Raw genomic sequence first — 26,547 nt, 5'->3', positions numbered from 1 at the left:
CATTTCGAGGCGATTTTCCTTGAAGCCCTCCGGCCACGTCCGTAGACTTACGGTATCGTAGGTTTCTTGTTCGGGTTCGTTGCGGCTAGCAGAAGGGAAGTACCTCGTGGCACAGATTCATGCGGATAGTGCGCCGGGGCCGGGCCTTGTCCAGCGCACTTACTGGATGGCGGACCGCGGACCAAGGCCGCTGAGCCGCGGCTGGGGACATGCGATTGCAGCATTGCTGTCGGTGATTGCCTCCACCGTGCTCATTACCTATGCGTGGATGACGCTGCAGTGGTGGCAGGGGCTAGGTGTGACCGTCTACGGCGTGGGACTGGTGGGTCTCTTTGGCGTCTCGGCGCTCTACCACCGCTACCCGTGGGCGAGCGCGCGTGCCGTGCAGTGGTGGCGGCGAGCGGACCATGCGACCATCTCGGTATTTATTGCGGCGACGTATACGCCGTTGTGCCTCATCGTGCTGTCGCCAGTGCAAGCGGCGTGGATGCTAGGCGTTGCCTGGGCAGGAGCGATTCTCGGCGTGATTTTGAACCTGGTGTGGATTAGCCATCCGCGCTGGTTAGATGTGGTGGTCTACCTAGCGCTGGGATGGCTGGTGCTGCCGCTCTTGCCCACGCTGTGGACGCAGGCGGGGGCCGCTGTGGTCTGGCTGCTTTTTGCCGGCGGCGTGGTGTACTCGCTAGGTGCGCTGGTCTATGGCTTTAAGTGGCCAGGGCGCAACGCGCGCTACTACGGCTACCACGAGCACTTCCACACCGCGACTATCGCGGCTGCGGTGGTACACCTCGTGGCGGTGTGGATGGTCGTGGTTCAGGGGGCTGCTTAGTCGGCGTCGGGGAAGAGCTTCGCGGGATCGGTGTCGGTGCTGATCGCAGCAGCTAGCAGCATGCGTGCTTGGGGAGCGCGCAGGGTGCCAGAGGAGATAACGCCGGCGTCGGCAAGCGTGGCACCGCCACCGGCGCCGCCGTAGATGCCCTCCACTGGGCCGTGATCCACGCGGGTGGTGAGCACAACCGGAACCTTCTTGGCCGCGGCCTTAGCGGCCTGGGCTAGCTCGTCGCCGATATTGCCGGCTCCCATTCCTTCAATCACGATGCCTTCGGCGCCGCTGTCCAAGGAGCGCTGGATAAGATCGGCCGGCGCGCCGGGGTAGGCGGCGATGATATCGACGCGGGTATTGCCCAGCGGCTTAAACTTCAGGGCCTTCGGGCGCTGAGGCTGCTTCTTGCCATTGTTATTGGCAAAGCCATCGGCTTTGGTGGTGTCGGACTTGAAAGCACCACGGGCCGGGATGACGTGATCCGCGAAGGCGATGAAGGTACCGCGGCCCTGGTTGGCGGCATCGGTGACGGTTGTGATCGCTAGTGCTAGGTTGTCCGGACCATCCGGATCCGGGTCATCAAAGGGGCGCATCGCTCCGGTAAGGGCTACCGGCTTATCGCTGTCCTGGAAGGTATCGACGGCGATGGCGGTCTCTTCCATGGAATCGGTGCCGTGGGTGACCACTACGCCATCGACATCATCGCGCTGTAGTTCCTTATTTACGGCCTCGATGATGGTATCGGTATCGTCCAAGGTCATCGCGGAAGAATCCAGCTTGGCAATGTCTTTGACCTCTAACGTGAGCTTGTCCTGGTCAAAGGTGCCGGAAAGGGGCTCCACCAGCTTGGAGCCGGTAACGGTGGGAACCACCGCACCTGTCTTATCGTGCGTGCTGGCGATAGTGCCGCCGGTAGAAAGGACCACCACGTGGCCCTCGGCGGTGGCGCGTGGACCCTCGCTTTCCGTTGTGGCGGTTTCGGTGGTTTCCTCTGAGGTTGCTAGCGCGGAACTGGTGGCGCTCTGCGGCGCGGAAGACACGGGTGCGGCGGCCGAAGTCTCCTCTTCCGGGCGGTTATCCGGATTCTGGCAGGACGCCAAGAGACAAGCGGAAGCGGCTAGGGCGAGGCCGGCGCGGGCCGAGCGGCGCAACGTTGGGGTGTGCATATTCCCTCGTTTCTGTGTGGATATAAGCGCAGACGGCAGGAAACGTCGTCCGCGTATAAATCCATCTAAAGCAGAAAGACGGGTCGGCCGCTGCCACTATGGACTTGCTAACACCGAAACGAGGGGAGAGCAGTTAATCGATGTGCTGATTTGTCGGCGCTACCACCAAAGGCTTTGGCGAGTACTTGGCACGCAGCTCGCGCAGCACGGTGGCGTGCTCGGCCAGGCGCTTGTCTTCCTCGGTGTGCGGGTGGAAGGGGCGGGCTACCTGCGGCTGGCCATCGTGGTCCAGGGCGATATAGGCCACTGTGGCATGGATGGCGGTTTGCAGGTTATCGCGGCCGCCGCGCGGGTTGCCGGAGCGGACGTGGATGGACATCTGCATGGAGCGGGTATCGGTGCGCATCATGCGGGCGTCGACCTCGATGAGGTCACCGATGGAAATCGGGCGGTAGAAGCGGATGCCGCCGGCATAGACGGCTACGGTGCGCTCCGCGGACCACTCCATGGTGCAAGCTGCACCGGCCTCATCGATCCACTGCATAGCCGTGCCGCCGTGGACCTTGCCGCCCCAGTTGACGTCGGTGGGCTTGGCCAGGAAGCGGTTGACCATGCGCGGGGCGTCGGAAGGCCCGTTGTAGGTTTGCTTTTCCATCTCCGCCTCGATGGCCTGGCGCAGCTCAATGCGGGACTTGGCGGCCTCCTCGACGCGGCGCTGCTCATCGGTCTCCGGAACGAAGGGCGGCACCGGGGTGGACTTGCCGGTGGCAGGGTCCTTGGCTACGAAGATGACCAGGCAATCGCAGGCGCGGGTAAAAATGCCTTCGCGCGGGTCGGCAGAGAGCACTTCGTTGACGATGTGCATGGAGGAACGGCCGGTCATGGCGATGCGGGAGCGCACCTCCACGATGTGCCCGGAAGGGATCGGCCGGGTGAAGTGGATATGGCCCACGTATGCGGTCACGCAGTACTGGCCGGACCACTGCACGGCGCAGGCATAGGCCGCCTTGTCAATCCATTCCAGAACGCGGCCACCGCTGATGCCGGTGGCGCCGGCCATGGTGACGTCGGTTGGCGATGCCATAAAGCGCAGCGTCAGCGCCGGCGATTTCTGATTTTCCGCAACGGAAGGCGTAGGTGACATAAACAACAAGATAACAGTAGTTATGATGTAGCTATGAAAAAGCCCGTCGATCCCGCTGTCACCCGCGCGGCCGTCATGGCCATCAAAGACTGGATTGCCGCCCCGGCGGAGCATGATAAGCCAGGTAGGGCCCTGCTTGCCGACGCCGTCCGTTGCACCGCCCGCACCCTCGAGGCCGACGCGCCGGGCCATTCCGTGGAACTGCGCGTACCCCCATTTGTTGCGGTGCAATGCATTGAAGGACCCCGCCATACCCGCGGCACCCCACCCAATGTGGTGGAGACCGACCCGGAAACCTGGCTGCGCCTTGCCACCGGATTGGCGGACTGGGAAGAGGCCGTAAACACTGGTCGCGTCGATGCTTCCGGCTCCCGCGCGGGCGAAATTGCGCAGTGGTTGCCGCTTATTCCGTTAGTTTCCGGCGGCGCGACAGGCTAATATAAACGCCGTGGTAGAAGTACATACTCCTAGTATCACCAATCTCGACGATCAGAATGAGCAGGAGCCCCGCGAAGAATGCGGCGTCTATGGCGTTTGGGCTCCCGGGGAGGAAGTCTCCAAGCTGACCTATTTTGGTCTCTTCGCCCTGCAGCACCGTGGCCAGGAGGCTGCCGGCATTGCGGTGGGCGATGATGACCGCATCGTCGTCTTCAAGGATATGGGCCTGGTGGCCAATATCTTTGATGAGTCCACCCTGTCCGCCCTCCAAGGAAACGTAGCGGTGGGCCACACGCGCTATTCCACCGCCGGCGGCAAGGAATGGTCCAATGTCCAGCCGATGTTTTCTACCTCCTCCACTGGGGTAGACATCGCCCTTGGACACAACGGCAACCTGATCAACTACCTGGAGCTGCGCGAAGAAGCCGTGCAGCGCGGCTTGATTAAGCCCCATGAGGAGTCCGTATCTGACTCCATGTGCTTGTCTATGCTGCTTGCTGACGGCGTGGATGAAGACACCTCCGTCTTCGACTCCGCCCGTGACTTCCTCCCGCGCGTGAAGGGCGCATTCTGCCTAACCTTTACCGATGGTCACACCATGTACGCCGCGCGCGACCCGCACGGCGTGCGCCCGCTGGTCCTCGGCCGCTTGGCCAAAGGCTGGGTGGTGGCCTCCGAGACCTGTGCGCTCGATATCTGCGGCGCTCAGTTCATCCGCGAGATTGAACCCGGCGAGCTCGTCGCCATCGATGAGGCCGGCATCCGTTCCGTGAACTTCGCGCCGGCCAAGCGCCACGGCTGTGTCTTCGAGTACGTCTACTTGGCCCGCCCGGATAGCGATATCAAAGGCCGTTCCGTCAACGCCTCCCGCGTGGACATCGGCCGCCGCTTGGCCCGTGAGTACCCGGCCGAGGGCGCGGACCTGGTCATCCCGGTTCCCGAATCCGGCAATCCGGCCGCCGTGGGCTATGCCCGCGAATCCGGCATCACCTTCGCCCACGGCTTGGTCAAGAACGCTTATGTGGGCCGCACCTTCATCCAGCCCACCCAAACCCTGCGCCAGCTGGGCATCCGCTTGAAGCTCAACCCGCTGCGTGAAGTCATCAACGGCAAGAAGCTCGTCGTGGTGGATGATTCCATCGTCCGCGGCAATACCCAGCGCGCGCTCATCCGCATGCTGCGCGAGGCCGGCGCCGCCGAGGTGCACGTGCGCATCGCCTCCCCGCCAGTGAAGTGGCCGTGCTTCTACGGCATCGACTTCGCCTCCCCGGGCGAGCTGATCGCTAACGCCAGCCCCTCCGACGATCCGGAAACCGTCTGCGCCACTATTTGTGACACCATCGGCGCCGATTCCCTGGGCTTTGTCTCCATCGAGGAGATGGTGGCCGCCACCGAACAGCCCCGTTCCGAGCTGTGCACCGCCTGCTTCTCGGGCGAGTACCCGCTTGGCCTGCCCGCCGGAAACTCCAATGCAGACGCCGTGCGCACCCTGCTCGGCACCGAATAACAAAGGACACCTGAAACCATGAGTGACAATACTTACGCAGCAGCCGGCGTCAGCATCGAAGAGGGTGACCGCGCCGTAGAACTTTTCGCCCCGCACGCTAAGCGCGCCACCCGCCCTGAGGTTCTGGGCGGTCTTGGCGGCTTTGCTGGCCTGTTCAAGCTCGGCGATTACAAGGAGCCCATCTTGGCCGCCGGTTCCGACGGCGTCGGCACCAAGCTGGCCGTGGCCCAAGCCATGGATAAGCACGACACCATCGGCATCGACCTCGTCGCGATGTGTGTGGACGATCTCGTTGTCTGCGGCGCGGAGCCACTCTTTTTGCAGGACTACATCGCCGTAGGCAAGGTCGTGCCGGAAAAGGTGGCCGAGGTAGTCAAGGGCATCGCCGAGGGCTGTGTGCAGGCCGGTGCCGCGCTGCTGGGTGGTGAGACCGCCGAGCACCCCGGCATGATGGAAGAAAACGAATACGATGTCTCCGCTACCGCGGTCGGCGTCGTTGAGGCCGATGGAGTACTCGGCCCAGATAAGGTCCGTGAGGGTGACGTGCTCATCGCTATGGGCTCTTCCGGCCTACACTCCAATGGTTACTCCCTGGCCCGCCACGTCCTGCTGGAGCAGGCTGGCATGCCTCTCGACGGCCACGTGGAAGAGCTCGGTCGTCCCCTCGGCGAGGAGCTGCTGGAGCCCACCCGCATTTACGCCAAGGACTGCCTGGCTGTGGCCAGCGAATGCTCCGTATCCACCTTCTGCCACGTCACCGGTGGTGGACTGGCAGGCAACCTCGAGCGCGTCATTCCAGAGGGTCTCGCAGCCGATATCAACCGCGCCACCTGGACCCCAGGCCAGATCTTCAAGCTCATCTCCTCGGTGGGCAAGGTGGAGCTGGCGGAAATGGAGAAGACCTTCAACATGGGTGTCGGCATGATTGCCGTAGTCAATCCCGAAGACCGTGACCGTGCCCTGGCAATGCTTACCGCACGCCACATCGATGCGTGGGAGCTGGGCACCGTCCGCTCCGCCTCCGGCGAGGAGCCGCGCGTGGTCATGCACGGCGAGCACCCCAACTTCTAGCAGGGCCCTGCCCCTGCCAGGGGGAGGGTATGAGGAAGGGCCCTAGGAGATTTCCTAGGGCCCTTGAGCTATCCGGCGGCGAGCGGAAGATTAGCGTTCGTCGCGGTCGTCATCGTCCCATTCGTCGACGTAGTCGGCGTATGGGTCATCCTCTTCATAATCGCGGGAGTCACCCTCTTGCTGTGCGGCGAGTTCCCGTTGTAGGGACTCGATATCCATCTCGGGTGAGTTGTACTTGAGCTGGCGTGCAACTTTGGTCTGCTTTGCCTTTGCGCGTCCGCGTCCCATGTGCATGACCCCCTTGGGTTAGTAGGGCGCGCCAGGGATTCTTGGGCGCCCCATCGACTTGTCTATTGAGTATCTTCCTGTAAGACACAATAGCCTGTGTGACGAAAAAATTCCGCACCGCCCCCTAGCTAGTGGGAGATCTAACGCCCGCGCAGCCGGTTTACTGCCTCGCGCCCAGCCTTGGGGCCCTCATCCTCGGGGATGGAGGAAGGATCGATAGACGCCGCGGTATCGCCCACTTCTAGGGTGCCGGCGTCCAGCGCAGAGCGCTTCACTAGGCCTAGGGCGATGGGGCCGAAATCGCAGTCATCCACAATCGTGCCGATGCGGCCTACCTTACGTCCATTGAAAGTAATGTCATCGCCCACATTTGGACGTTGTGGCGCGGAGCCGTCGAGGTGCAGCTGCGCCAATAGGCGAGGGGAGCGGCCCAGATTTTCTACGCGCGCCACCGTTTCCTGGCCGCGGTAGCAGCCCTTATTGAGGTGAACGTGGGCCGGATTAGCGGCGCTGCGGCTGATCCACTGCGGCACCTCGTGGGGGATGGACTTATTATCCAGGTCCGCTGCCAGCTCCGGCTCGCGGGCACGCACGCGCTCGGCGGTAAACGCCATGAGCCCCGCTAGCCGTGCACCGGATTCCTCCAGGTGTTTCGTTGCCTCGACCAAGGATTCGCGCGGAATGCCCAGGTCAACGCGCTTGATTCCCGGCCACTGGACCTGGCGGGAAAACTCCACCATGGGTGGCAGCGAAACATCGGCCTCACCCAGGAGGGTAAGGATGGCGATATCGGCTTCCTCTACGGTGACCTCGGACCAAAAGACCATCATGGTGAGGAACTTAAAGAGGGAGTCGAATTGCGCCCCGGGGACGTCAATAAGAAAGGCATCTTCGGTCCGCACGATATCCATGTGGTGGAGGATGTGGCCTTGGATGTCTAGGTCGAGGGCGCCGGCGGTGAAACCCACGGGGGCGTCGTCAAGCTTCTGTGAAAGCAGATTATTCAGAAACTCGGCGGCATCCTTGCCGCTCACGCGAATGACGCGGCGCTGGGAGCGGTCAATGACGATGGTGCCGCCATCGGCGGCCCGTTGCTCGCCCAGCGGATTGCCATAGTGCCAGGCTACGCCCTGGGCATCGAGTACGGTCGCGTCCTGGTGCTCCGCGGCACCGGCGCGCTGCAGAAGAGGCGAAGAATAACTCACAACTACCGATGGTAGGGCATAATCAAAAGTATGAAGTTTTCGCCGCGAAAAGAGCCGGTCATCTACGTTGTGGAGCCCTTTGGAGGGTCGGTACGCAGGCACATGCCCGCGCTGCCTCTCATCTACGCCGATGATGCCGCGGTCACCCGCGGCGACGGCATCTTTGAATCCCTGCTCGTGCGCGGAGGCAAAGCCGCTAACCTGCAGCGCCACGCGCAGCGCTTCTGCGATTCAGCTCGCACGATGAACCTGCCGGAGCCGCCCATGGACAAGTGGGAAGAAGCCACCCGGCTCGCCATCGCGGACTTCTGCGGGGACGAGCAAGGCGATGCTAAATGCACGTGGACCTATACCCGCGGGCGCGCTTCTACGGGGCGGCCGAGCGCGTGGGTTGTGGTGCAGCCGATTGAGGAGAAGGTGCTAGAGCAGCGCGCCCACGGCGTCGCCGTCATGACAAGCCCCCGCCTGTGGCACGTAGCGGAGGAATTGCCCGCCAAGACGCTCAATTACGCGGCCACCATGGCGATGCTGCGCATGGCGCGGGAGAAGGGCTTTGAGGATCTCATCCTCACCGATCCGGACACCGGAGAAATTCTCGAGGGCGCCACCTCTACCGTGGTGGCCGTCAAGGGCGAGAAACTGCGCACCGCGGCCGGGCGCGGGATCCTGCCCGGCACCACGCAAGCGGCGCTCTTCGCCCATGCCAAAGAGAAAGGCTATCGCTGCAAGGCCAAGCCGCTGACCGTGGAATATCTGGAAAAGGCGGACTCGGTGTGGTTGGTGTCCTCGGTGCGCGTTGCCGCGCGCGTAACTAGGCTCAATGACAAAAAATTAAAGGCCCCGGACAACGTGGACGTCATCCGAGACCTTATTGATGCAGCGCTTGGAGTTTAGCCTGCGATGCGGGTGAGCTCCGCCGACATGTAGGGACGCATCTCGCCATCAACCATGCGCTCGTCTACCCAGCCCAGGTTGTTATTGGGCATGAGGCCGTACATGCGCTTGCCTGGGCCTAGGTTCTTCGGGCCGGTTTCAGTGACCATGGTGGAGGCGGATTCCAGCTGCCATGCGCGGTCATTGAAGGGTTCGCCGTAGAAGATTTCCACGATGCCGGTAGAAGAGGTGTAGGTGACCTCGATTTCATCCTTTTCCGAGATGCGCCAGAAGCCAGTCTCGCGCACGGATGGGCCTTCCGGCTTGCCTTCGGTATCGATCTTCCAGGTGCGGGAGCTAAAGGTCAGGTAATTCTCGCCGTCGTGGGCGATGACCAGCTGCTGGCCAAAGGTGTACTCCTGGCCCTTCGTATCGTGGGCCTGGCCCTCGCCCTGCCAGACGCCGACAAGGGGGAGTAGTCCCAGCAGGCCGTCGTGCAGCGACGGGCCCTGGCGCAGGTTCGCGGTATCGTCCGGTACCGGGGTATCGCCCAGCTCGAGAGCGGGGATATTGCGGCTAGCGGCGTCCTTCCACTGCTCGGCAGCCTGGTTCACGGCATCGTTGCCATTGAGTTTTCCTGGATCGTTTTCCGGGTGGGAAGCCGCGGTGGTCTCGATGTTTTCAGGGGTGGTTTCATTATTATTTTCGCTCATGGGCGTCCAGCCTAGTCGTGCACCCGCCTTTTTAACTACTAGACTTGGACCTCGTGCACGCATTGATGATCTCGAATCCAAACTCGACCTCACAAACTAACGCCCTCTTCCGCCAAATCGTTCCCTGCCTACAAGCGGTAGAGGGCCTGCACCTCAAGGTGAAATTTACGCATTACTCTGGCCACGCAGAAGAGATGGTCAAGGGAATGACCAGGGAAGACTACGACGTCATCATTGCCGTGGGCGGGGACGGAACCGTCAACGAGGTAGTCAACGGGCTCCTCGGCCCGGCGGATGAGCAGCGCCCCGATCCGCAGTCCATCCCGGCACTGGCCGTCATTCCTACCGGCTCCGCCAATGTCTTTGTGCGCGCTCTAGGGTTCCCCAACACCCCAATGGAGGCCACCCATGTGCTGGCTCGCATGCTCGACCGGGATCTGCGCCGCACCATTTACCTAGGAACGTGGAACGAGCGGTGGTTTGCCGTAAATGCCGGCTTCGGTTTGGACGCGGATGTCCTGGCCCGCGTGGATCGCGCTCGTGAGCAGGGATTTTCGGCAACTCCGCTGCGCTACCTCAACGTCGCCATTCGGGCCTGGAGCCGTGCGCGGAAGAACCCACCGCATATCGCGGTAACGGCCGAATCCAGCAGCGGCGAGCAGCTGCACAAGGACGATGTGCCACTGCTGTTTACCTCCAATACCAACCCGTGGACCTTCCTGGGCCCGCTGCCGGTAGTAACTAATCCGCGCAATTCCTTTGACGAGGGCCTTGCCCTCTTTGGGCTGGAGGAGTTTAGCGGGCTCGGTGGCGTCGTCGGCCTGCTGCACCTCTTCGGTGCCGATAAGCGCGGATGGCTCAATAAGCTCACCAAAGAAAAGACGGTGGCCTTCGACGACGCCATGCGGGTAGCGCTAGTCTGCCGCGAACCGCAGCGCTTCCAAGCCGATGGAGAATCGGAGGGGCGCTTTGACGCGGTTACCTTGGCCTCCGTGAAGGATGCCATTGAGGTATTCGCCCCGCAGGATAGGCGGGAGGCCCATCAGCGCACGATGAAGGAAGTTCTCCGGGACTTTATTCGCCTGCGCTAGTCTGCGGCGCGGGGCCGACCCGGTGCTTGGTATCGGCGGCCTTCTTTTCCGCCTCTTCCACGGCCTTTTGCTCCGAGCCTTCAATCTCTAGCGGGGAGAGCTGGGCCAGCTGCACCTTGATATTGCGGCGCTGTACCTCGAAGGAAATGGTTCCTCCCTGCATCTTTACCGCGGTCGCTTGCGCCGGAAGCGGCAGCTGGCGGGTGTCGAAGTTGAGGGAAAAGGCCTTTTGTAGGCGCTCATCGTCCGTGTCATAGACCTGCATGCGAAACTCCGGACCAACCAGGCGGAGGGTGACCTTGGCGGTGGACTTGTGGGCGTCGCCAGGCAGGGTGCCCGTTAGCTCTGCTTCTGCAGAGGTGCCACCGGAGGGGGAAATATCGTCCGGGTTAGCAATCGAGAGATCGGTAATTCCCAACAGGCGGCCCAGGGCCACACCATCCAAGGAAATGCCGCGCGAATAGGTGGAGACGGGCGCGCCCTCAATATCTCCGTTCATGACCTGCTCTGGGGTGACGGTGATATCGCGCAGTACGGTCGAAGCGTTGACCATGCCCAGCTTGGGCACCTCCACGTCCAGCGCCTTGACCTCGAGATAAGGGATTTCCTTCGAAGCCGCCGCCCACACGTAGGGGGTGCCGCCGATGAAGACATCCGGCGTATTATCCAGCCGCGAATTGGCTTTCACGGCTTGAGCCACCTTGTGTTCCGTGTGCATAGCCACGCAGGCATCCGCCACCCAGGCCGCAATCAGCACGCACACCACGAGGAGGACGTGCACGATGCGCCGGTCAATCTTTAGAACACTCACCCTTTCATTCTTACCCTACGTATTCTGGGGCCTATGACTAGCAATGCCTTTAAGATTACGGAAGAAAAACTGCCGGACGCCCCGGAGCTGGCTCGCCGCGTAAAAGCGCTGGCTGAGCAGGCCGAACGCCAGGATGGGATGGCGCCGCTGTCGGAGCAATTCCTCAACGGTCTTAGCGATTCCCGCTTGCAGCACCGCCACCTGGTGGCCTGGGCAGGGGAGGAGCCATGCGGCGTAGCCAGTCTGGAGGGCTCTACCGCCGAGCTATTCATTGCCCCTGACTTCCGTGGGCAGGGCTATGGTGCCGCGCTTTACGACGCCGCCGCTAAGACCCCCAACCTGCAAGCTTGGGCCCACGGAAACCTGCCGGCGGCACAGGCGCTGGCGCACTCCCGCGATCTGCAGGTCACCCGCAAGCTGGTGGTCATGGGTATCGGGGGAGAAGAGCTCGCAGCAGCTGCGCGCCCCGAAGGCTTGCCACTGACCGCCCTGAATTACACCGAAGCGGTGGATAAGTGGGGCACGGATTTTGTGGAAGAGCAGTGGCTCAAGGTCAATAACGAGGCCTTTTCCTGGCATCCCGAACAAGGCGGCTGGGATTTCGATCGCCTGCACCGTGGCATGGAGGCAGACTGGTTCGACCCCGCAGACCTGCTTTTCCTGTGGGATACGGCAGAGGAGCCGGTCCTGGCCGGCTTCCACTGGACCAAGTGGCATGCGGAGGAAACTCCGGGCTTCGGTGAGGTCTACGTGGTGGGCTTGGCGGAAGATTACCGCGGCAAGAAGTTGGGAGGTCCGCTGCTGCAAATCGGCCTGCGCCGCATGGTGGAAAAGGGAGCTCAGCGGGTAATTCTTTATGTAGAAGCGGATAATGATCCGGCGCTGAAGGCGTATGAGCGCCTAGGCTTTGAAGTCGATGAAGAGCACGTCGTATGGGGCGTGTGTGACTAACGTCATGGGGTGCACGACGTTTGTTCACCCAGTGTTCACCTCTTGGCACCCTTTTGGTCAGATCCTGCGGATAGCTTTACACCCTGTGAGTTAACCGCACCTGTGCGCCTGCATCTCGCCCCAGAAGGCGGAGCGGGATGCAGGAAGTATCTCTCTAGGAGATGCGGTTTCCTCGGACAATCAATCTCTGATCTGCACCGGAAAGGGTTTTCCCGTGATTCGCAACTTCAAGCGCACTGCCGCAATCTTCGGCATCGTAGCCGCAACCTCCACCGCTCTCGTAGCTTGCTCTGAGGAGTCTGGCTCCTCCTCCGATTCCGCTGGTGGCGAGGACGTCTCCGGCGAGCTCGTCGGTGACGGCGCATCCTCCCAGCAGAACGCAATGTCCTACTTCCAGACCGCGTTCTCCGAGGATCACCCAGACGCTTCCCTGTCCTACAACGCTTCCGGTTCCGGCGCCGGCGTTGAGGCCTTCACCAATGGCCAGGCTGACTTCGCTGGTTCTGACTCCGCTCTGAAGGAAGACGAGGGTGAGGTCGAGGCTGCTGCTAAGCGTTGCGATGGCAACGAGGCATGGCACCTGCCAACCACCATCGGTCCGGTTGCAATCGCCTACAACCTGGGTGACACCGAGATTAACCTCTCCACCAAGACCCTGGGCAAGATCTTCAAGGGCGAAATCAAGAAGTGGAACGACAAGGCCATCGCTGCTGATAACGAGGGCACTGACCTGCCGGACAAGGACATCACCGTCATCTTCCGTTCTGACGAGTCCGGTACCTCCGCAAACTTCCAGAAGTTCCTGAAGGCCGCTACCGGTGACTGGGACTCCGAGGGCAAGCAGTTCCCAGACTCTGTTGGTGAGGGTGCTAACGGCTCCTCCGGCGTTGCTGACCAGGTTGCAAGCATCGATGGTGCTATCACCTACGTCGAGGCTGGCTTCGCAGACCAGAAGGAAGGCGAGGGCGTCAAGAAGGCCAAGATCGACTTCGGCCACGGCCCGGTTGAGCTGTCCACCGAGTCCGTCAACAAGGCTCTGGAGAACCTGGAGTTCAAGAAGACCGACTCCGAGCACAACATGGTTGTTGACTCCGAGGCACTGTTCTCCTCCGACAACGAGGGTGCATACCCGCTCATTCTGACCACCTACAACATCGTCTGCTCCAAGGGCTACGATGAGGAGACCTCCAAGCTGGTCAAGTCCTTCTTCACCACCGTCCTGGATCACCAGGATGACCAGCTGGCTGAGCAGGGATTCATCCCGGTTGAGGGTGCACACCTGGACAAGCTGAAGGCTGCTGTTGACGCTCTGCAGTAAGCGCTAAAGCTGCAATAGCTTAATACCTCCCCGCCCCCACTGCCGCACACGATTCGCGCTTTGGGGGCGCAGGTATGTAACGATATTTTCCATTCTTAACGCTGAAAAGGATTAACAGTCTCATGGCAGACAATAATCTCACCACGGCTCCAGAGCAGACGGATGCAAACGCCACCTCTGCCGAGCGAGTCTCCAACAGCGGACACGACGAGGTAGCTACCACCAGCTCCAATAGCGGCGTTAAGCGCCCAGGCGACCGTGTCTTTGAATTCCTGTCCACTGCTTCGGCAACCCTCATCACCGTTATGATTGCCGCCATTGCCGCCTTCCTGCTGTGGCGTGCGGTTCCCGCCCTAGGCGTTAACGACGGCGGCATCATGGGCTTCTTCACCTATGGCGGACGATGGGAGACCACCGATACCTCTGCGATGAAGTTCGGTATCCCGACCATGTTCGGTACCACCGTTCTCATCTCCGTCTTCGCCCTTCTGCTGGCTATGCCGGTGGCCCTAGCCATCGCCATCTTCCTGTCCAACTACGCGCCTGCCCGCTTGGTTAAGCCGCTCGGCTTCCTCGTGGACATGCTCGCTGCAGTTCCGTCCATCGTCTACGGCCTGTGGGGTTGGCAGGTTCTTGGCCCGGCACTGTCCGGTTTCTACTCCTGGATGGAATCCTGGGCGGGTGGCTTCTTCCTGTTCCACGTCTTCGGTAACTCGCCGTCGTTTGCAACCGGCCGCAACCTGTTTACCGGTGGCATCGTGCTTGCCGTGATGATTCTGCCGATCATCGCTGCTACCGCGCGCGAGGTCTTCGTGCAGACCCCTCCGGGCCAGGTGGAATCCGCCCTGGCTCTGGGCGCTACCCGCTGGGAAGTTATCCGCATGACCGTTCTGCCATTCGGTATGTCCGGCTACATCGCCGGCTCCATGCTCGGCCTGGGCCGTGCACTGGGTGAGACCATGGCGCTGTACATGGTTGTCTCCCCGCTGATTGACTTCCGCTTCTCGCTTTTCGACGGCGGCACGACCTTCGCCACGGCCATCGCCCTGGCATCTGCCGAGTTCGGTAACGAGATGCGCGCTGGTGCCTACATCGCCGCCGGCCTCATGCTGTTCTTGCTGACCTTCGTGGTCAACGCAATTGCCCGCGCCATCGTGAAGAATAAGTAAGGAGGGGAGGATCAATGACTACGACTACTAATGCCAAGCCTGCCTCCCAAGGCGGCGCGACCTTCCTGGATATCTCCGGCTCCCGCAAGATGACCAATAACATCGCCACCGCGGTGGTCTGGGGCGCAATGATTCTGGCCATGATTCCGCTGGTGTGGGTTCTGTGGGAACTCATCGCCCGCGGCAGTGGCGTCATCCTCAACCCTGAGTGGTGGACCGCCTCCCAGCGCGGCATCATGAATAGCTCTGCCGGCGGCGGTGCCGCTCACGCCATCGTTGGTACCTTCGTCCAGACCATTCTGGCCTCCATTATCTCTATCCCGATCGGTATCTTTACCGCCATCTACTTGGTGGAGTACTCCAAGGGCGGCTGGCTCGGCCGCATCACCACCTTCATGGTGGACATCCTGTCCGGTGTGCCTTCCATCGTTGCTGCCCTGTTTATCTTCGCCATGTGGATCACCCTGTTCGGCTTCGGCCGCTCCGGCTTCGCCGTGGCGCTGTCCCTGGTGCTGCTGATGATTCCGATCGTGGTGCGCAATACCGAAGAGATGCTACGCGTGGTCCCAATGGATCTGCGTGAGGCATCCTACGCACTCGGCGTTCCGAAGTGGAAGACCATCGCCCGCATCGTTCTGCCTACCGCCCTGTCCGGCATCGTCACCGGCATCATGCTGGCGATTGCCCGCGTGATGGGTGAGTCCTCGCCGGTGCTGGTCTTGGTTGGTTCCTCCTCCGTCATCAACTGGGACGCCTTCAAGGGCTCTCAGTCCTCGCTCCCACTGATGATGCTGGATATGTACAAGGCCGGCGCACAGCCCGCCGTACTGGACAAGCTCTGGGGAGCAGCGTTGACGCTGGTTATCCTCATCGCCGTCCTCAACATTGCGGCCCGCATCGTTTCCGCGAAGTTCTCGGTTAAGAAGTAAACGCCGTACCACTCGATTCCGCCAAACACTTGCTAGAGGAGAAACTCCCAAATGTCTAAGCTCGCGCTCAATGACGTGAACATTTTTTACGGCGACTTCCACGCCGTGCAGAACGTGAATATGCAGATTCCGGCCCAGGCCGTGACCGCATTCATCGGCCCTTCCGGCTGTGGTAAGTCCACCGTGCTGCGCACCATCAACCGCATGCACGAGGTCATCCCCGGCGCCTACGTGAAGGGCGAAATCCTGCTCGATGGCACCAATATTTACGGACCGAAGGTCGACCCGGTATCCGTACGCAACACCATCGGCATGGTCTTCCAGAAGGCTAACCCGTTCCCCACGATGTCCATCGAGGACAACGTCGTGGCAGGCCTGAAGCTGTCCGGTGAAAAGAACAAGAAGAAGCTCAAGGAAGTCGCGGAGAAATCCCTGCGCGGCGCCAACTTGTGGGACGAGGTTAAGGACCGCCTGGACAAGCCAGGCGGCGGCCTCTCCGGTGGTCAGCAGCAGCGTCTGTGCATCGCCCGCGCTATCGCCGTGGAGCCAGAGGTGCTACTCATGGACGAGCCTTGTTCCGCACTGGACCCGATTTCCACCCTCGCTGTGGAGGACCTCATCCACGAGCTGAAGGAAAACTTCACCATCGTTATCGTGACCCACAACATGCAGCAGGCAGCCCGCGTGTCCGATAAGACCGGCTTCTTCTCCCTAGAAGCAACCGGTAAGCCGGGCCACCTGGTGGAGTTCGATGACACCACCAAGATCTTTGAGAATCCTTCTCAGAAGGAGACCGAGGATTACATCTCTGGCCGCTTTGGCTAAAGAGTAAGAGAGATTGTCCGAGAGAAGGGGACCGGTTCGAAAGAACCGGCCCCCTTCTTTGGTGCTTAAATCCGTCTAACGGCGGAATTGACGCTCGAGGTCCGCCATCCGTGCCTCAAATTCGGCGTCCTTTTTGTCCTCTTCTAGTTTCTTGGCATAGTCATTGGGCAAAAGACCCGTGGTCAGATAGATGATGTGGCCGGCCACGGAGACGCAGTGGTCTGCATAGCGCTCGTAGTAACGCGTAATTTGCGAGGTCTCTACTGCCTCGCGCACGGTGCCCTCCCATTCGCGCTGGGTCAGGATGCGCAGAATATGGGAGTTGATATCATCCACCGCATCATCGTCGGCACGGAGGTTGACGGACAAATCCGCATCAGGGGTGACGAGGATATCGTGCAGCACTGACCCCATTTCTTCAGTGAGGCGGTACATCTCCTCGAAGTAGCCGATGTAATTCGCCGGTACCACGGCGTCAGGGTGGCGGCGGCGCGCGGAGTCCGCGATGTGCTGGGCTAAACGGCCCATGCGGTAGAGATCCTCCACGATATAAATCGAGGAGACCACCTGACGGAGGTCCTGTGCCATGGGGTTTTCCAGGGCCAAGAGTTTCACGGCACGTTCAGAACACCTAGCGCGGATCTCATCTAGCTCCTCAGTCATGGTGAGGGCATCTTCCGCGGAGTCCAAGGCGCCTTGCAGCAGCGCCAGGGAGGCCTTATCCATGATGTCGCGTACGGTATCGCACATCACGATGAGGTCGTGGGAGAAATTGTCTAGGTGTTCCCTGTAAGCGGCACGCATGCCAAAGATAATAGCGAAAAAATTCGGCCCCTGCGCAACTTAAGTGGAGCATAAATGCGAGTTTCCTGGGTGCCCCTAGCTGCTCTTATATCTTTGTTAGGTTATCCGCCGGAGTTCATAATGTCAGCGGCAACCGGAACGCAGTCGTCTTCTGGATCGTCGAGCCAACCATCCGGCAAAGCCACCTTGGATGGGGAGCCCTGGCGGCCGCGGGCTCCGTCGGCGTCGGCAGCCAGGGCATCGGACTCTGCCCAAGGTGCAAGTAGCTCACGCAAGGCATCGAGGGAATTGACCTTGGCTAAGCCCGCGCGGACCTGGCCACCAACTGGGAAACCACGCAGGTACCAACCGATGTGTTTGCGGATATCGCGGGAAGCATTGTCCTCGCCATCGTGCTCCGCCAGTAGCTCCGCGTGGCGGAGGATTACCTGGGTGACCTCGCCCAGGGTGGGCTCTGCCGGAATGGAGTCGCCGCGCAGTGCGGCGCCGAGCTCGGCAAAAAGCCACGGGCGGCCGAGGCAGCCGCGGCCTACCTGCACGCCGTCGCAGCCGGTCTGTTCCATCATGCGGCGGGCATCCTCGGCACGGAAGATATCGCCATTGCCCAGCACTGGCACGCCAGTATCTGCCAGATGCTCTTTGAGGCGGGCGATTTCGTCCCATCGTGCCTCGCCGGAGTAGCGCTGAGCGGCGGTGCGGCCGTGCAGGGTAACGGCGGCGGCACCGGACTCGACGGCGATGCGCCCGGCGTCGAGATGCGTATGGTGCTCGTCGTCAATGCCCACGCGCATTTTTACCGTGACCGGGATATTGGTGCCCTCTGTGGCCTTGACCGCGGCGGAGACGATATTGCCAAAGAGGCGTCGTTTATAAGGCAGCGCGGAACCGCCGCCGCGGCGGGTCACCTTGGGAACCGGGCAGCCAAAATTCATATCGATGTGGTCCGCCAAGTTTTCGTCGACGATCATCTTTGCGGCTTTGTAGGTATATTCCGGATCCACCGTATAGATCTGGAGGGAACGAGGATCTTCCTGTGGCGCAAAGGTGGTCATGTGCAGCGTCTTTTCATTGCGCTCCACCAAGGCGCGGGCGGTGACCATCTCGCAGACATAGAGGCCCGACACCGTGCCGGTGCGTTGCAGCTCCTGCTCTCGGCACAACGTGCGGAAGGCAACGTTGGTTACCCCCGCCATCGGGGCGAGGATGACGGGGGAGGAGAGGTCGTAGTGTCCAATGCGCAAATTCACGCCCCAATTGTGCTAGTTAACGGGGGAAAATAGCAACCGGGCCCACAGTGGCGCCATTCCCTATTTCTGCTTTATGGGGTAGAGGTCACACAAAAGTGGTGGAAATCTTGCAAGGATTCGCTAATGTGGGCTGTGTAACTAATTAGAACGGCCGTTATTTTGGCTGGCCCCTTAATGAAGGAGGATTACCCTTGTCCGAGAGAATCGCGTACGCCCCATTCGAGAAGCTCGTGGTTTCTGCAGAAGAGGCTGCTCAGCACGTCAACCACGGTGACCGCGTGGGCATTTCCGGCTTCACCGGTGCTGGCTACCCCAAGGGTCTGCCCACCGCCATTGCAGAGAAGGCCAAGGCTCTCCATGAAAAGGGCGAGGAATTTAAGATCGACGTCTTCTCCGGCGCGTCCACCGCCCCGGACTGCGATGGTGTTCTGGCGGAAGCCGAGGCGATTCGCTTCCGCTCTCCTTATAACTCCGATCCCACCCTGCGTAAGCAGTTCAATGATGGCACCGCGCTCTATCAGGATATCCACCTGTCGCACTCGGGCCAGCAGGTAGAAGAGGGCTTCTACGGTGACTTCCAGGTAGCCATTATTGAGGCCGTGCGCATTACCGAAGAAGGCCACGTGGTGCCGTCCTCCGCAGTGGGCAATAACCTCGAGTTCATCGAGGCTGCCGATAAAATCATCATTGAGATCAATGAGTGGCAGTCCCTCAACCTCGAGGGCATGCACGATATCTACCGCATTGAAAAGCTGCCTAACCGCCAGCCAATCCCTATCACTAAGCCGGGCGACCGCATCGGTACCACCTACATGGAGGTGCCGGAGGACAAGGTTGTTGCAGTGGTGAAGACCGATGCTCCGGACCGCAACGCGCCGTTTAAGGAACCGGACGAGATTTCCGAGAAGATCGCCGCCAACTTCATCGAGTTCCTCGAGGGTGAGGTTGCCGCTGGTCGCCTTGAGTATGACAAGTTCATCATGCAATCCGGTGTGGGCAACGTCCCCAACGCCGTGATGGCCGGCCTGCTGGATTCCAAGTTTGAGAATATTCAGGCCTATACCGAGGTCATTCAGGACGGCATGCTCGATCTCATCGATGCGGGCAAGATGACCATGGCTTCCGCCACCTCCTTCGCGCTGTCCCCGGACTACGCGGAGAAGATGAATGAGGAGGCAGAGCGCTACCGCAAGCACATCATCCTCCGTCCGCAGCAGGTTTCCAACCACCCGGAGGTCATTCGCCGCGTCGGTCTGATTTCCTCTAACGGCATGATTGAGGCCGATATCTACGGCAATATCAACTCCACCAACGTATCCGGCTCCCGCATCATGAACGGCACCGGCGGCTCGGGTGACTTCACCCGCAACGCGTATATCTCCACCTTCGTTTCCCCGTCCGTGGCCAAGGATGGCGCAATTTCCGCGCTGGTTCCGTTCGTGTCCCACACGGACCACACCGAGCACGACACCATGGTCATCATTACCGAGTACGGCGTGGCTGACCTGCGTGGCCTGGCGCCGAAGGAGCGCGTGGAGAAGGTCATCTCCGTGGCGCACCCGGATTACCGTCCGTTGCTCGAGGAGTACTTCAACCGTGCCAAGGAAAACAAGTTCCAGCACACCCCGCACGACCTGAAGACCGCCTTTGACTTCCAGGTCCGCTTCATGGAGAAGGGCGATATGCGCGGCTAATGTAGCCACTCCCCGGCAGGCGCTCAGCGGCGAGCTGGGCGCCTTTCGCTTGCCGACGCCCCCTAATTAGGACTTTGCAAATACCGCAAGCTAAAATGTAGCGACGTTGGGCCTTTAGCTCAGTTGGTAGAGCTACGGACTTTTAATCCGCAGGTCGTGGGTTCGATCCCCACAGGGCCCACAACTGGAGCCACCTTTTCGGGTGGCTCCTTTTAGTTTTTCACCATCTTCTTAATGGCGCGCATGGCCTCTTCTAGCTTCTCGGTGGCTACTTCACCGTCCTCGGCGGCGGCACCGGCCACACAGTGCTCAATATGGTCTTCTAGGAGCGCTAGCGAGACATTTTCCAGCGCCGACTTCACCGCCGAAATCTGGGTGATGATGTCGATGCAGTATTGGTCTTCCTCGACCATCCGGTGGATGCCGCGAGCCTGCCCCTCAATGCGCTTGAGTCTGGCGAGGTAGCGATCCTTGCTCTTAGAATCCGCGTTATATCCGTGCACGTGCGGCTCGTGGCAGGAGCACGTTTGATGCTGGTCAGACATGGTTCCTAATCTTTCTGGGGGAGCGATTTTGTAACTCGGTGAGGTCTCCAGTATATTTCTAGAAGTCGCCTTAGCGCGACGGGCCCCCATCGTCTAGCGGCCTAGGACACTGCCCTTTCACGGCAGCGGCACGGGTTCGAATCCCGTTGGGGGTACCAACACGAAAGTGTTGGTTCGAATTGAATATTCGATTGGCCTTGTGGCGCAGTTGGTTAGCGCGCCGCCCTGTCACGGCGGAGGTCGCGGGTTCAAGTCCCGTCAAGGTCGCAGAATGAGCAGCAATCGCTTCGGCGGTTGCTGCTTTTGGTTTTGTTAGGCTGGCGCCATGGAACCATACGTCGGAATCGCTGTCTTTGAGCTCGCCTCCGAAAGCTCGGAGCATTCTAACTTCTTCCGAGAGGACTTCTTTCTCATCTATGCAGATTCGGATGAGGAGGCGCACCGCAAGGCCGTTGAATGGACTCGCGAGCAGGAATATGAGGGCCTGAAGCTGCGCCACATTGTCGACGTCGCACCCGCCCTCTACGGCCATGTGGATCGAGATTGTGACCTCTATTCGCGGCACTTTTCCTCGCTGGAAGACTACAAACGCTTCGAGATGAACTTGGGTGGAAAAGATCCGCTTTCACCGCCTAAATAGCGTTCTGACGTGCTGATTTGGTGAGTCTTGGGAGTCTTCTGTAAAGTATTTATCCGTGCCCAAGAGCACACGCACAATTAAAAATGGCCCTGTGGCGCAGTTGGTTAGCGCGCCGCCCTGTCACGGCGGAGGTCGCGGGTTCAAGTCCCGTCAGGGTCGCGGAAACCTTCGGGTTTCTGGCCAGATAGCTCAGTCGGTAGAGCACACGCCTGAAAAGTGTGGGGTCGCCAGTTCGATCCTGGCTCTGGCCACAATAATGGCTCCTCGTAAGAGGGGCCATTTTTGCTTAGTATGGGCACATGGAACACGCTATTGCACACCAGACCGATAAGTCCCGTTACGTCCTTACCGTGGACGGTGTTGAGGCGGGCGCGTGCCACTACGTAGACGCCGGCAGTACCCGCGAGTTCAACCACACGGTCATCAAGGATGCTTTCCGTGGCCAAGGATTGTCCGCGCCGCTGATTAAGGCAGCGCTTGACGACGTCCGGGGCGTCGGCAAGCACGTCATTGCTTCCTGCTCGGCAGTGGCGCACTTTATAGAAAAGAATCCCGAATACCGCGACCTGCTGCGCTCAGAAGGCATATAAAAGCGGCCCGCAGTTGCCTGGGAGCCGCTGGGAAAGAATTTAGATGTAGTAGTCGGGATCGACCAGTTTGATGCGCTCATTCGGGTTGCGCGGACGGTTCTTGGCCGGAATGCCCACCGCGATATTTTCGGCGGGAACATCCTTCGTCACCACGGCATTGGCGCCAATGGCCGAACCTTCACCGATCGTAATGGGGCCGAGCACCTTGGCGCCCGCACCGATAGTGACATTGTCTTCGATAGTGGGGTGGCGCTTGGTCTGGGTGAGCACCTGGCCGCCGAGGGTGACGCCATGGTAGAGCATGACGCCATCGCCAATCTCTGCGGTTTCACCAATGACGATGCCCATGCCATGGTCAATAAAGAAGCGGCGGCCGATTGTGGCGCCCGGGTGGATCTCCACGCCGGTAAAGAAGCGGTTAATCTGCGCCAAGATGCGCGCAGGCCCGCGCAGCCCGCGCTTCCACATCCAGTGCGAAATGCGGTGAGACCACACCGCGTGGAGGCCGGAGTACACTACTGCATTTTCGACGTCGCCACGCGCGGCCGGATCGTGATCTCTTGCATTTGCTAAGTCTTCACGGATGTAGCTCATAATGTTCATGCCCACATAGTACTGGCATAAAAAAGGCACCCGCCAAGGTTGGCGGGTGCTTTTATTCAAGCGAAGTCTTTTAAGCTTCGCGGATGTCCTCGAAGAGGATGGTGGAGACGTAGCGCTCACCGAAGTCCGGCAGGACAACCACGATGGTCTTGCCCTCGAACTCTGGTCGCTCCGCCAGCTTCAGAGCAGCGGAAACGTTAGCGCCGGCGGAGATACCAACCAGCAGGCCTTCCTGGGTAGCCAGGTCGCGGGATGCCTTGATGGACTCCTCGGTGGTAGCGGTAAAGACTTCGTCGAGAAGCTCGCGGTCAAGCACCTCAGGAACGAAGTTAGCGCCGATGCCCTGAATCTTGTGCGGGCCAGCGTGGCCTTCAGACAGGACAGGGGAGTCGGACGGCTCGACCGCAGCCAGGTGCAGGTCTGGGTTCTTGGACTTCAGGAAGCGGCCCACACCGGTAACGGTGCCGCCGGTGCCTACGCCAGCAACGAAGGCGTCAACCTTGCCCTCGGCGTCTTCCCAAATCTCTGGGCCGGTGGTTTCCTCGTGAATCTTCGGGTTCGCCTCGTTAGCGAACTGTGCGGCAAGGATGGCGTTATCGGTCTCAGCGACAATTTCATTCGCCTTGTCGACGGCGCCCTGCATGCCCGCAGCGCCCGGGGTCAGCACGATTTCTGCGCCGTAGGCACGCAGCAGTACCTTGCGCTCATTGGACATGGTCTCCGGCATGGTCAGGATGACCTTGTAGCCCAAGGTGGCGCCCGCCAGGGCCAGAGCAATACCGGTGTTGCCGGAGGTGGCCTCCACGATGGTGCCGCCCGGCTTGAGCTGACCGGACTTCTCGGCCGCTGCGACGATGGCCTTGCCGATGCGGTCCTTCACGGAGTTAGCCGGGTTAAAGGATTCAACCTTGGCAAGCACGGTAGCGCCCTTGCCCTCGGTAATACGGTTCAGGCGGACCAGCGGGGTGCCGCCGATGGTTTCCATGATGTTGTTGTAGACAGCCATTCTGTGGACTCCTTTGGGAATCAGATTTGGGTTCAAATCGCGTACAACGCAAGCGTACACTACACAAGTAGACCAGTCAGTATATGAATTCTAGACTGAGCATTCGGGCATTTCATGTGGGATTGCAGCGCCGGATAAGCCGAGGGCGATTTCGAATTACCCCCACATGCTGTCTATACTTCCACTCAGTTGCCCGCTGGTCCCCAAATTCCCGGGGAGGACGGGTACACCTGCTTGGTTACCCCCGACGAGGAAAGAGTCTCATGGAGTCGCATCGCCTCAAAGATGATGAAGAATCCGTACGCGCGGCCCTGTCGTCCCTGAAGACCGCTACAGGTATTCCAGTGACGATGTACGCCACGCTGCTGCCCGATAATCGCCTGCAGATCACACAGTGGGTGGGGCTACGCACCCCAGCGCTGCAGAGTCTGATCATTGACTCTGGCGTCGGTGTAGGTGGGCGAGTGGTCAGCACTCGCCGCGCGGTAGGTGTATCCGATTACACTCGTGCCACCACCATTTCGCACGAGAACGACCGCGTAATCCAAGATGAGGGCCTGCACTCCATCGTGGCCGTGCCCGTTACGGTGCAGCGCGAAATTCGCGGCGTCCTCTACGTAGGCGTGCACTCCCCAGTTCGTTTGGGTGACAAGGTCATCGAAGAAGTGACGATGACCGCGCGCACCCTCGAGCAAGACCTGGCTGTTAATTCCGCAATGCGACGCGCCGATGGGTCCAAGGGCGGAGCGGCCCGCGGCCACGTCATGAACGGTGCCGAGTGGGAACAAGTGCGCTCCACTCACTCCAAGCTGCGCATGCTGGCCAACCGCGTAGAAGACGAAGAGCTACGCAAGGAGCTGGAGACGCTGTGTGACCAGATGGTCTCGCCGGTGCGCGTGAAGCAATCCACCAAGCTCTCCGCCCGCGAACTCGACGTTCTCTCTTGTGTGGCCCTAGGCCACACCAACGTAGAAGCAGCTGAGGAAATGGGAATCGGCGCAGAAACCGTGAAGTCTTATCTGCGCTCGGTAATGCGTAAACTCGGTGCGCATACCCGCTACGAGGCGGTTAATGCAGCCCGTCGTATCGGCGCGTTGCCCTAAGAACCGGTAGCGTAGGCAGTTGTGAAAGATCAGTTTATTGTTTCCGGCGGTGCCCGCCTTGAGGGCACCGTTAAAGTAGATGGCGCGAAAAATAGCGTCTTGAAGCTCATGGCCGCATCCTTGCTGGCGGAGGGCACTACGACGCTGACCAACTGCCCAGAAATTCTGGACGTCCCCCTCATGAAGAAGGTTCTCGAGGGGCTCGGCTGCGAGGTAGTCATCGAGGGCTCTGAGGTCCGGATTACTACCCCTGCACAGCCGCAATCCAACGCGGATTTTGACGCGGTCCGCCAATTCCGCGCATCCGTCTGCGTGCTTGGTCCTTTGACCTCTCGCTGTGGCCACGCGAAGGTAGCGTTGCCCGGTGGTGACGCGATTGGCTCCCGCCCGCTCGATATGCACCAAACCGGCCTAGAAAAGCTCGGTGCCACCACCCGTATTGAACACGGTGCAGTCGTGGCAGAGGCTACACACCTGCGGGGTGCGAATATCCGCTTGGACTTCCCGTCCGTAGGCGCAACCGAAAATATCCTTACCGCTGCGGTCCTCGCTGAAGGGGAAACCGTTCTCCATAACGCAGCTCGCGAGCCGGAAATCGTCGATCTGTGCACCATGCTCAAGTCCATGGGCGCCGATATCGAGGGCGAGGGAAGCTCGGTGGTGACCATCCGCGGCGTCGATAAGCTGCAGCCCACCCAGCATGAGGTTATTGGTGACCGAATTGTGGCAGGCACTTGGGCGTATGCCGCCGCTATGACCCAGGGCGATATCACCGTGGGTGGAATTTCCCCGCGCCACCTGCACTTGCCGCTAGAAAAGCTGAAGTCCGCCGGCGCGGAACTAGAGACCTATGAGAATGGTTTCCGCGTGCGCATGGATCAGCGACCACAGGCTGTGGACTACCAGACCCTGCCATTTCCGGGATTTCCCACCGACCTGCAGCCGATGGCTATTGGCATCTCTGCCATTGCGGACGGAACGACCGTCATTACGGAGAATGTCTTTGAATCCCGCTTCCGCTTTGTGGACGAAATGCTGCGCTTGGGTGCCGACGCCCAGGTTGACGGCCACCATGTAGTAGTCCGCGGTAAAGAACGACTCTCTTCTACTCACGTGTGGAGTTCCGATATTCGTGCGGGTGCGGGTCTTGTACTTTCTGCACTGTGCGCGGATGAGACCACTACGGTCCACGATGTCTTCCACATCGACCGCGGATATCCCAACTTTGTAGAAAACCTGCAGCGCCTCGGCGCCACAATTGAAAGAACTCAAGAAGAAGAGCTCTTTTAACGACGCCCCCAGCACACCGTTTTCCGTTGTGTGCTGGGGATTTGTCATTGTTGGAGGGGTTGGACTACATTAATCGAAGTCGCCGCGAGGTAGCCGGGAGGTTACTTCCTAGCGAATTTTGTACGGACTTGGTTCGATGATTTGACAGGGTTCATTGAGTTGAGTAAGTTTGTACGAGCCGCCAACGAGAGGTTAACGGTAGGTTAATTTTTTGTGGTGTGCGGATGATGTTTGAGAACTCAATAGTGTGCCAATGTACTTTTTATTTTTTGTGTGCATGGTTGTGTGTTGATTGGTTTGTCTGCCAGCAGGCTTAGTGGTTTGTTGGTTGGTGTGTGCCGGTTGGGTATGTGGAACACGTACTCTTTTGAATGCTGTTTGGTGTTTCGGCTGCATTGAGATGGATTGGTTGGCATGTGATTGTGTTCAACTTTTTTGGTTTCCTTATTTTTGACCCCGTCGGGTTGAGGGAACTTATTTTTTTCTTTGTAGTAATTTTTTGGACGCCAGCACAGGCTTTTGTGGTTTGTGGTGGTTTGTTCTTTTGTTGGGTTTCGGGCTTTTCACGGCCTGTTTCGGATTTTGTTCTGAAATTTTTTTGTGGAGAGTTTGATCCTGGCTCAGGACGAACGCTGGCGGCGTGCTTAACACATGCAAGTCGAACGGAAAGGCCCTGCTTGCAGGGTACTCGAGTGGCGAACGG

The 26,547-nt window shown here is 60.1% G+C and carries 27 protein-coding genes, 5 tRNA genes and 1 rRNA gene; 22 read left to right on the top strand and 11 right to left on the bottom strand.

What is annotated here, in order from left to right:
• The first annotated feature begins 166 nt into the window (after positions 1-166).
• Complete coding sequence (gene trhA, locus MHK00_RS05415; protein ID WP_250410835.1) at positions 167-829, top strand: PAQR family membrane homeostasis protein TrhA; 663 nt, start codon at positions 167-169, stop codon at positions 827-829.
• On the opposite strand, the gene MHK00_RS05410 is transcribed toward trhA, so the two are convergent.
• Both MHK00_RS05410 and MHK00_RS05405 read right to left on the bottom strand, forming a co-directional pair.
• The gene (locus tag MHK00_RS05410; protein ID WP_250410779.1) at positions 826-1,989 is read right to left on the bottom strand and encodes an asparaginase; all 1,164 of its coding nucleotides are present in this window, start codon (positions 1,987-1,989) and stop codon (positions 826-828) included. The genes trhA and MHK00_RS05410 overlap by 4 nt on opposite strands.
• Positions 1,990-2,122: 133 nt before the next feature.
• Positions 2,123-3,133, bottom strand: coding sequence for an acyl-CoA thioesterase (locus MHK00_RS05405; protein WP_250410778.1), 1,011 nt, complete (start codon positions 3,131-3,133; stop codon positions 2,123-2,125).
• Between the two features lie 33 nt (positions 3,134-3,166).
• Between MHK00_RS05405 and MHK00_RS05400 the strand changes: the two genes are divergently transcribed.
• The 3 genes from MHK00_RS05400 to purM are packed head-to-tail and all read left to right on the top strand — an operon-like array spanning position 3,167 to position 6,149.
• Positions 3,167-3,571, top strand: a complete 405-nt coding sequence (locus MHK00_RS05400) for a sterol carrier family protein (RefSeq protein ID WP_250410777.1) — start codon at positions 3,167-3,169, stop codon at positions 3,569-3,571.
• 10 nt (positions 3,572-3,581) lie between these two features.
• A complete protein-coding gene (gene purF, locus MHK00_RS05395; RefSeq protein ID WP_005325804.1) occupies positions 3,582-5,078 on the top strand; it encodes an amidophosphoribosyltransferase in 1,497 nt (498 codons plus the stop codon).
• A gap of 18 nt (positions 5,079-5,096) precedes the next feature.
• Positions 5,097-6,149, top strand: a complete 1,053-nt coding sequence (gene purM / locus MHK00_RS05390; protein ID WP_250409055.1) for a phosphoribosylformylglycinamidine cyclo-ligase — start codon at positions 5,097-5,099, stop codon at positions 6,147-6,149.
• 90 nt (positions 6,150-6,239) lie between these two features.
• Here purM and MHK00_RS05385 read toward each other — a convergent pair whose 3' ends face one another.
• Positions 6,240-6,437, bottom strand: a complete 198-nt coding sequence (locus MHK00_RS05385) for a DUF3073 domain-containing protein (protein WP_005330028.1) — start codon at positions 6,435-6,437, stop codon at positions 6,240-6,242.
• A gap of 140 nt (positions 6,438-6,577) precedes the next feature.
• The gene (gene ygfZ / locus MHK00_RS05380; protein WP_250409056.1) at positions 6,578-7,642 is read right to left on the bottom strand and encodes a CAF17-like 4Fe-4S cluster assembly/insertion protein YgfZ; all 1,065 of its coding nucleotides are present in this window, start codon (positions 7,640-7,642) and stop codon (positions 6,578-6,580) included.
• Between the two features lie 30 nt (positions 7,643-7,672).
• Here ygfZ and MHK00_RS05375 point away from each other — a divergent pair, with 30 nt between their 5' ends.
• Positions 7,673-8,536, top strand: a complete 864-nt coding sequence (locus MHK00_RS05375; protein WP_250409057.1) for an aminodeoxychorismate lyase — start codon at positions 7,673-7,675, stop codon at positions 8,534-8,536.
• Here the strand turns inward: MHK00_RS05375 and MHK00_RS05370 are convergent.
• Complete coding sequence (locus MHK00_RS05370; RefSeq protein ID WP_005325810.1) at positions 8,533-9,228, bottom strand: heme-binding beta-barrel domain-containing protein; 696 nt, start codon at positions 9,226-9,228, stop codon at positions 8,533-8,535. The two genes, MHK00_RS05375 and MHK00_RS05370, sit on opposite strands and share 4 nt — an antisense overlap.
• A 65-nt stretch (positions 9,229-9,293) precedes the next feature.
• On the opposite strand from MHK00_RS05370, the gene MHK00_RS05365 reads away from it, so the two are divergent.
• Entirely contained in the window at positions 9,294-10,319 is a 1,026-nt protein-coding gene (locus tag MHK00_RS05365) for a diacylglycerol/lipid kinase family protein (RefSeq protein ID WP_251068492.1), read from the top strand.
• On the opposite strand, the gene MHK00_RS05360 is transcribed toward MHK00_RS05365, so the two are convergent.
• The gene (locus tag MHK00_RS05360; protein WP_005330041.1) at positions 10,303-11,130 is read right to left on the bottom strand and encodes an LmeA family phospholipid-binding protein; all 828 of its coding nucleotides are present in this window, start codon (positions 11,128-11,130) and stop codon (positions 10,303-10,305) included. The two genes, MHK00_RS05365 and MHK00_RS05360, sit on opposite strands and share 17 nt — an antisense overlap.
• 33 nt (positions 11,131-11,163) lie before the next feature.
• Here MHK00_RS05360 and mshD point away from each other — a divergent pair, with 33 nt between their 5' ends.
• The 5 genes from mshD to pstB all read left to right on the top strand — a co-directional run bounded on the left by mshD (position 11,164) and on the right by pstB (position 16,322).
• On the top strand, positions 11,164-12,081 hold the full coding sequence (mshD, locus tag MHK00_RS05355; protein ID WP_005325815.1) for a mycothiol synthase: 918 nt from the start codon (positions 11,164-11,166) through the stop codon (positions 12,079-12,081).
• A 214-nt stretch (positions 12,082-12,295) separates the two neighbouring features.
• A complete protein-coding gene (pstS, locus tag MHK00_RS05350; RefSeq protein WP_179386949.1) occupies positions 12,296-13,399 on the top strand; it encodes a phosphate ABC transporter substrate-binding protein PstS in 1,104 nt (367 codons plus the stop codon).
• A gap of 122 nt (positions 13,400-13,521) precedes the next feature.
• Complete coding sequence (gene pstC / locus MHK00_RS05345; protein WP_250410775.1) at positions 13,522-14,568, top strand: phosphate ABC transporter permease subunit PstC; 1,047 nt, start codon at positions 13,522-13,524, stop codon at positions 14,566-14,568.
• Positions 14,569-14,582: 14 nt separating this feature from the next.
• Entirely contained in the window at positions 14,583-15,497 is a 915-nt protein-coding gene (gene pstA / locus MHK00_RS05340; protein ID WP_179386948.1) for a phosphate ABC transporter permease PstA, read from the top strand.
• 51 nt (positions 15,498-15,548) lie between these two features.
• On the top strand, positions 15,549-16,322 hold the full coding sequence (gene pstB, locus MHK00_RS05335; RefSeq protein WP_005325820.1) for a phosphate ABC transporter ATP-binding protein PstB: 774 nt from the start codon (positions 15,549-15,551) through the stop codon (positions 16,320-16,322).
• Positions 16,323-16,397: 75 nt separating this feature from the next.
• Here the strand turns inward: pstB and phoU are convergent, their stop codons facing one another.
• Both phoU and dusB read right to left on the bottom strand, forming a co-directional pair.
• Positions 16,398-17,126, bottom strand: coding sequence for a phosphate signaling complex protein PhoU (phoU, locus tag MHK00_RS05330; protein ID WP_250409067.1), 729 nt, complete (start codon positions 17,124-17,126; stop codon positions 16,398-16,400).
• 101 nt (positions 17,127-17,227) lie between these two features.
• Positions 17,228-18,373, bottom strand: a complete 1,146-nt coding sequence (dusB, locus tag MHK00_RS05325; RefSeq protein WP_250410774.1) for a tRNA dihydrouridine synthase DusB — start codon at positions 18,371-18,373, stop codon at positions 17,228-17,230.
• A gap of 191 nt (positions 18,374-18,564) precedes the next feature.
• On the opposite strand from dusB, the gene scpC reads away from it, so the two are divergent.
• Positions 18,565-20,067, top strand: a complete 1,503-nt coding sequence (gene scpC, locus MHK00_RS05320) for a succinyl-CoA:acetate CoA-transferase ScpC (RefSeq protein WP_250410773.1) — start codon at positions 18,565-18,567, stop codon at positions 20,065-20,067.
• A 108-nt stretch (positions 20,068-20,175) separates the two neighbouring features.
• A tRNA-Lys gene (locus MHK00_RS05315) sits at positions 20,176-20,248 on the top strand.
• A gap of 31 nt (positions 20,249-20,279) precedes the next feature.
• Here the strand turns inward: MHK00_RS05315 and MHK00_RS05310 are convergent.
• The gene (locus MHK00_RS05310) at positions 20,280-20,612 is read right to left on the bottom strand and encodes a metal-sensitive transcriptional regulator (RefSeq protein WP_005325826.1); all 333 of its coding nucleotides are present in this window, start codon (positions 20,610-20,612) and stop codon (positions 20,280-20,282) included.
• Between the two features lie 82 nt (positions 20,613-20,694).
• On the opposite strand from MHK00_RS05310, the gene MHK00_RS05305 reads away from it, so the two are divergent.
• The 6 genes from MHK00_RS05305 (at position 20,695) to MHK00_RS05280 (ending at position 21,842) form a co-directional block, all read left to right on the top strand.
• Positions 20,695-20,770: transfer RNA gene (locus MHK00_RS05305), tRNA-Glu, on the top strand.
• A 35-nt stretch (positions 20,771-20,805) separates the two neighbouring features.
• Positions 20,806-20,879 (top strand) — tRNA-Asp (locus tag MHK00_RS05300).
• A 58-nt stretch (positions 20,880-20,937) separates the two neighbouring features.
• Positions 20,938-21,252, top strand: coding sequence for a DUF4288 domain-containing protein (locus MHK00_RS05295; protein ID WP_005330052.1), 315 nt, complete (start codon positions 20,938-20,940; stop codon positions 21,250-21,252).
• 85 nt (positions 21,253-21,337) lie between these two features.
• A tRNA-Asp gene (locus tag MHK00_RS05290) sits at positions 21,338-21,411 on the top strand.
• Between the two features lie 19 nt (positions 21,412-21,430).
• Positions 21,431-21,503, top strand: a tRNA-Phe gene (locus MHK00_RS05285).
• 48 nt (positions 21,504-21,551) lie between these two features.
• Positions 21,552-21,842, top strand: a complete 291-nt coding sequence (locus MHK00_RS05280; protein ID WP_005330054.1) for a GNAT family N-acetyltransferase — start codon at positions 21,552-21,554, stop codon at positions 21,840-21,842.
• A gap of 39 nt (positions 21,843-21,881) precedes the next feature.
• On the opposite strand, the gene epsC is transcribed toward MHK00_RS05280, so the two are convergent.
• Both epsC and cysK read right to left on the bottom strand, forming a co-directional pair.
• On the bottom strand, positions 21,882-22,445 hold the full coding sequence (epsC, locus tag MHK00_RS05275) for a serine O-acetyltransferase EpsC (protein ID WP_034668818.1): 564 nt from the start codon (positions 22,443-22,445) through the stop codon (positions 21,882-21,884).
• A gap of 70 nt (positions 22,446-22,515) precedes the next feature.
• On the bottom strand, positions 22,516-23,451 hold the full coding sequence (cysK, locus tag MHK00_RS05270; protein ID WP_005325832.1) for a cysteine synthase A: 936 nt from the start codon (positions 23,449-23,451) through the stop codon (positions 22,516-22,518).
• 263 nt (positions 23,452-23,714) lie between these two features.
• Between cysK and ramA the strand changes: the two genes are divergently transcribed.
• From ramA to MHK00_RS05255, 3 genes are all read left to right on the top strand, one after another.
• The gene (gene ramA / locus MHK00_RS05265; protein WP_250410772.1) at positions 23,715-24,554 is read left to right on the top strand and encodes an acetate metabolism transcriptional regulator RamA; all 840 of its coding nucleotides are present in this window, start codon (positions 23,715-23,717) and stop codon (positions 24,552-24,554) included.
• Between the two features lie 21 nt (positions 24,555-24,575).
• On the top strand, positions 24,576-25,844 hold the full coding sequence (gene murA, locus MHK00_RS05260) for a UDP-N-acetylglucosamine 1-carboxyvinyltransferase (protein ID WP_005325837.1): 1,269 nt from the start codon (positions 24,576-24,578) through the stop codon (positions 25,842-25,844).
• Positions 25,845-26,441: 597 nt separating this feature from the next.
• Positions 26,442-26,547 (top strand): 16S ribosomal RNA (locus tag MHK00_RS05255); the annotation flags it as partial.

The organism is Corynebacterium tuberculostearicum (assembly GCF_022347385.1).
Lineage (GTDB): Bacteria > Actinomycetota > Actinomycetes > Mycobacteriales > Mycobacteriaceae > Corynebacterium > Corynebacterium tuberculostearicum_M.
This window is presented reverse-complemented; position numbering and strand designations above follow the sequence as displayed.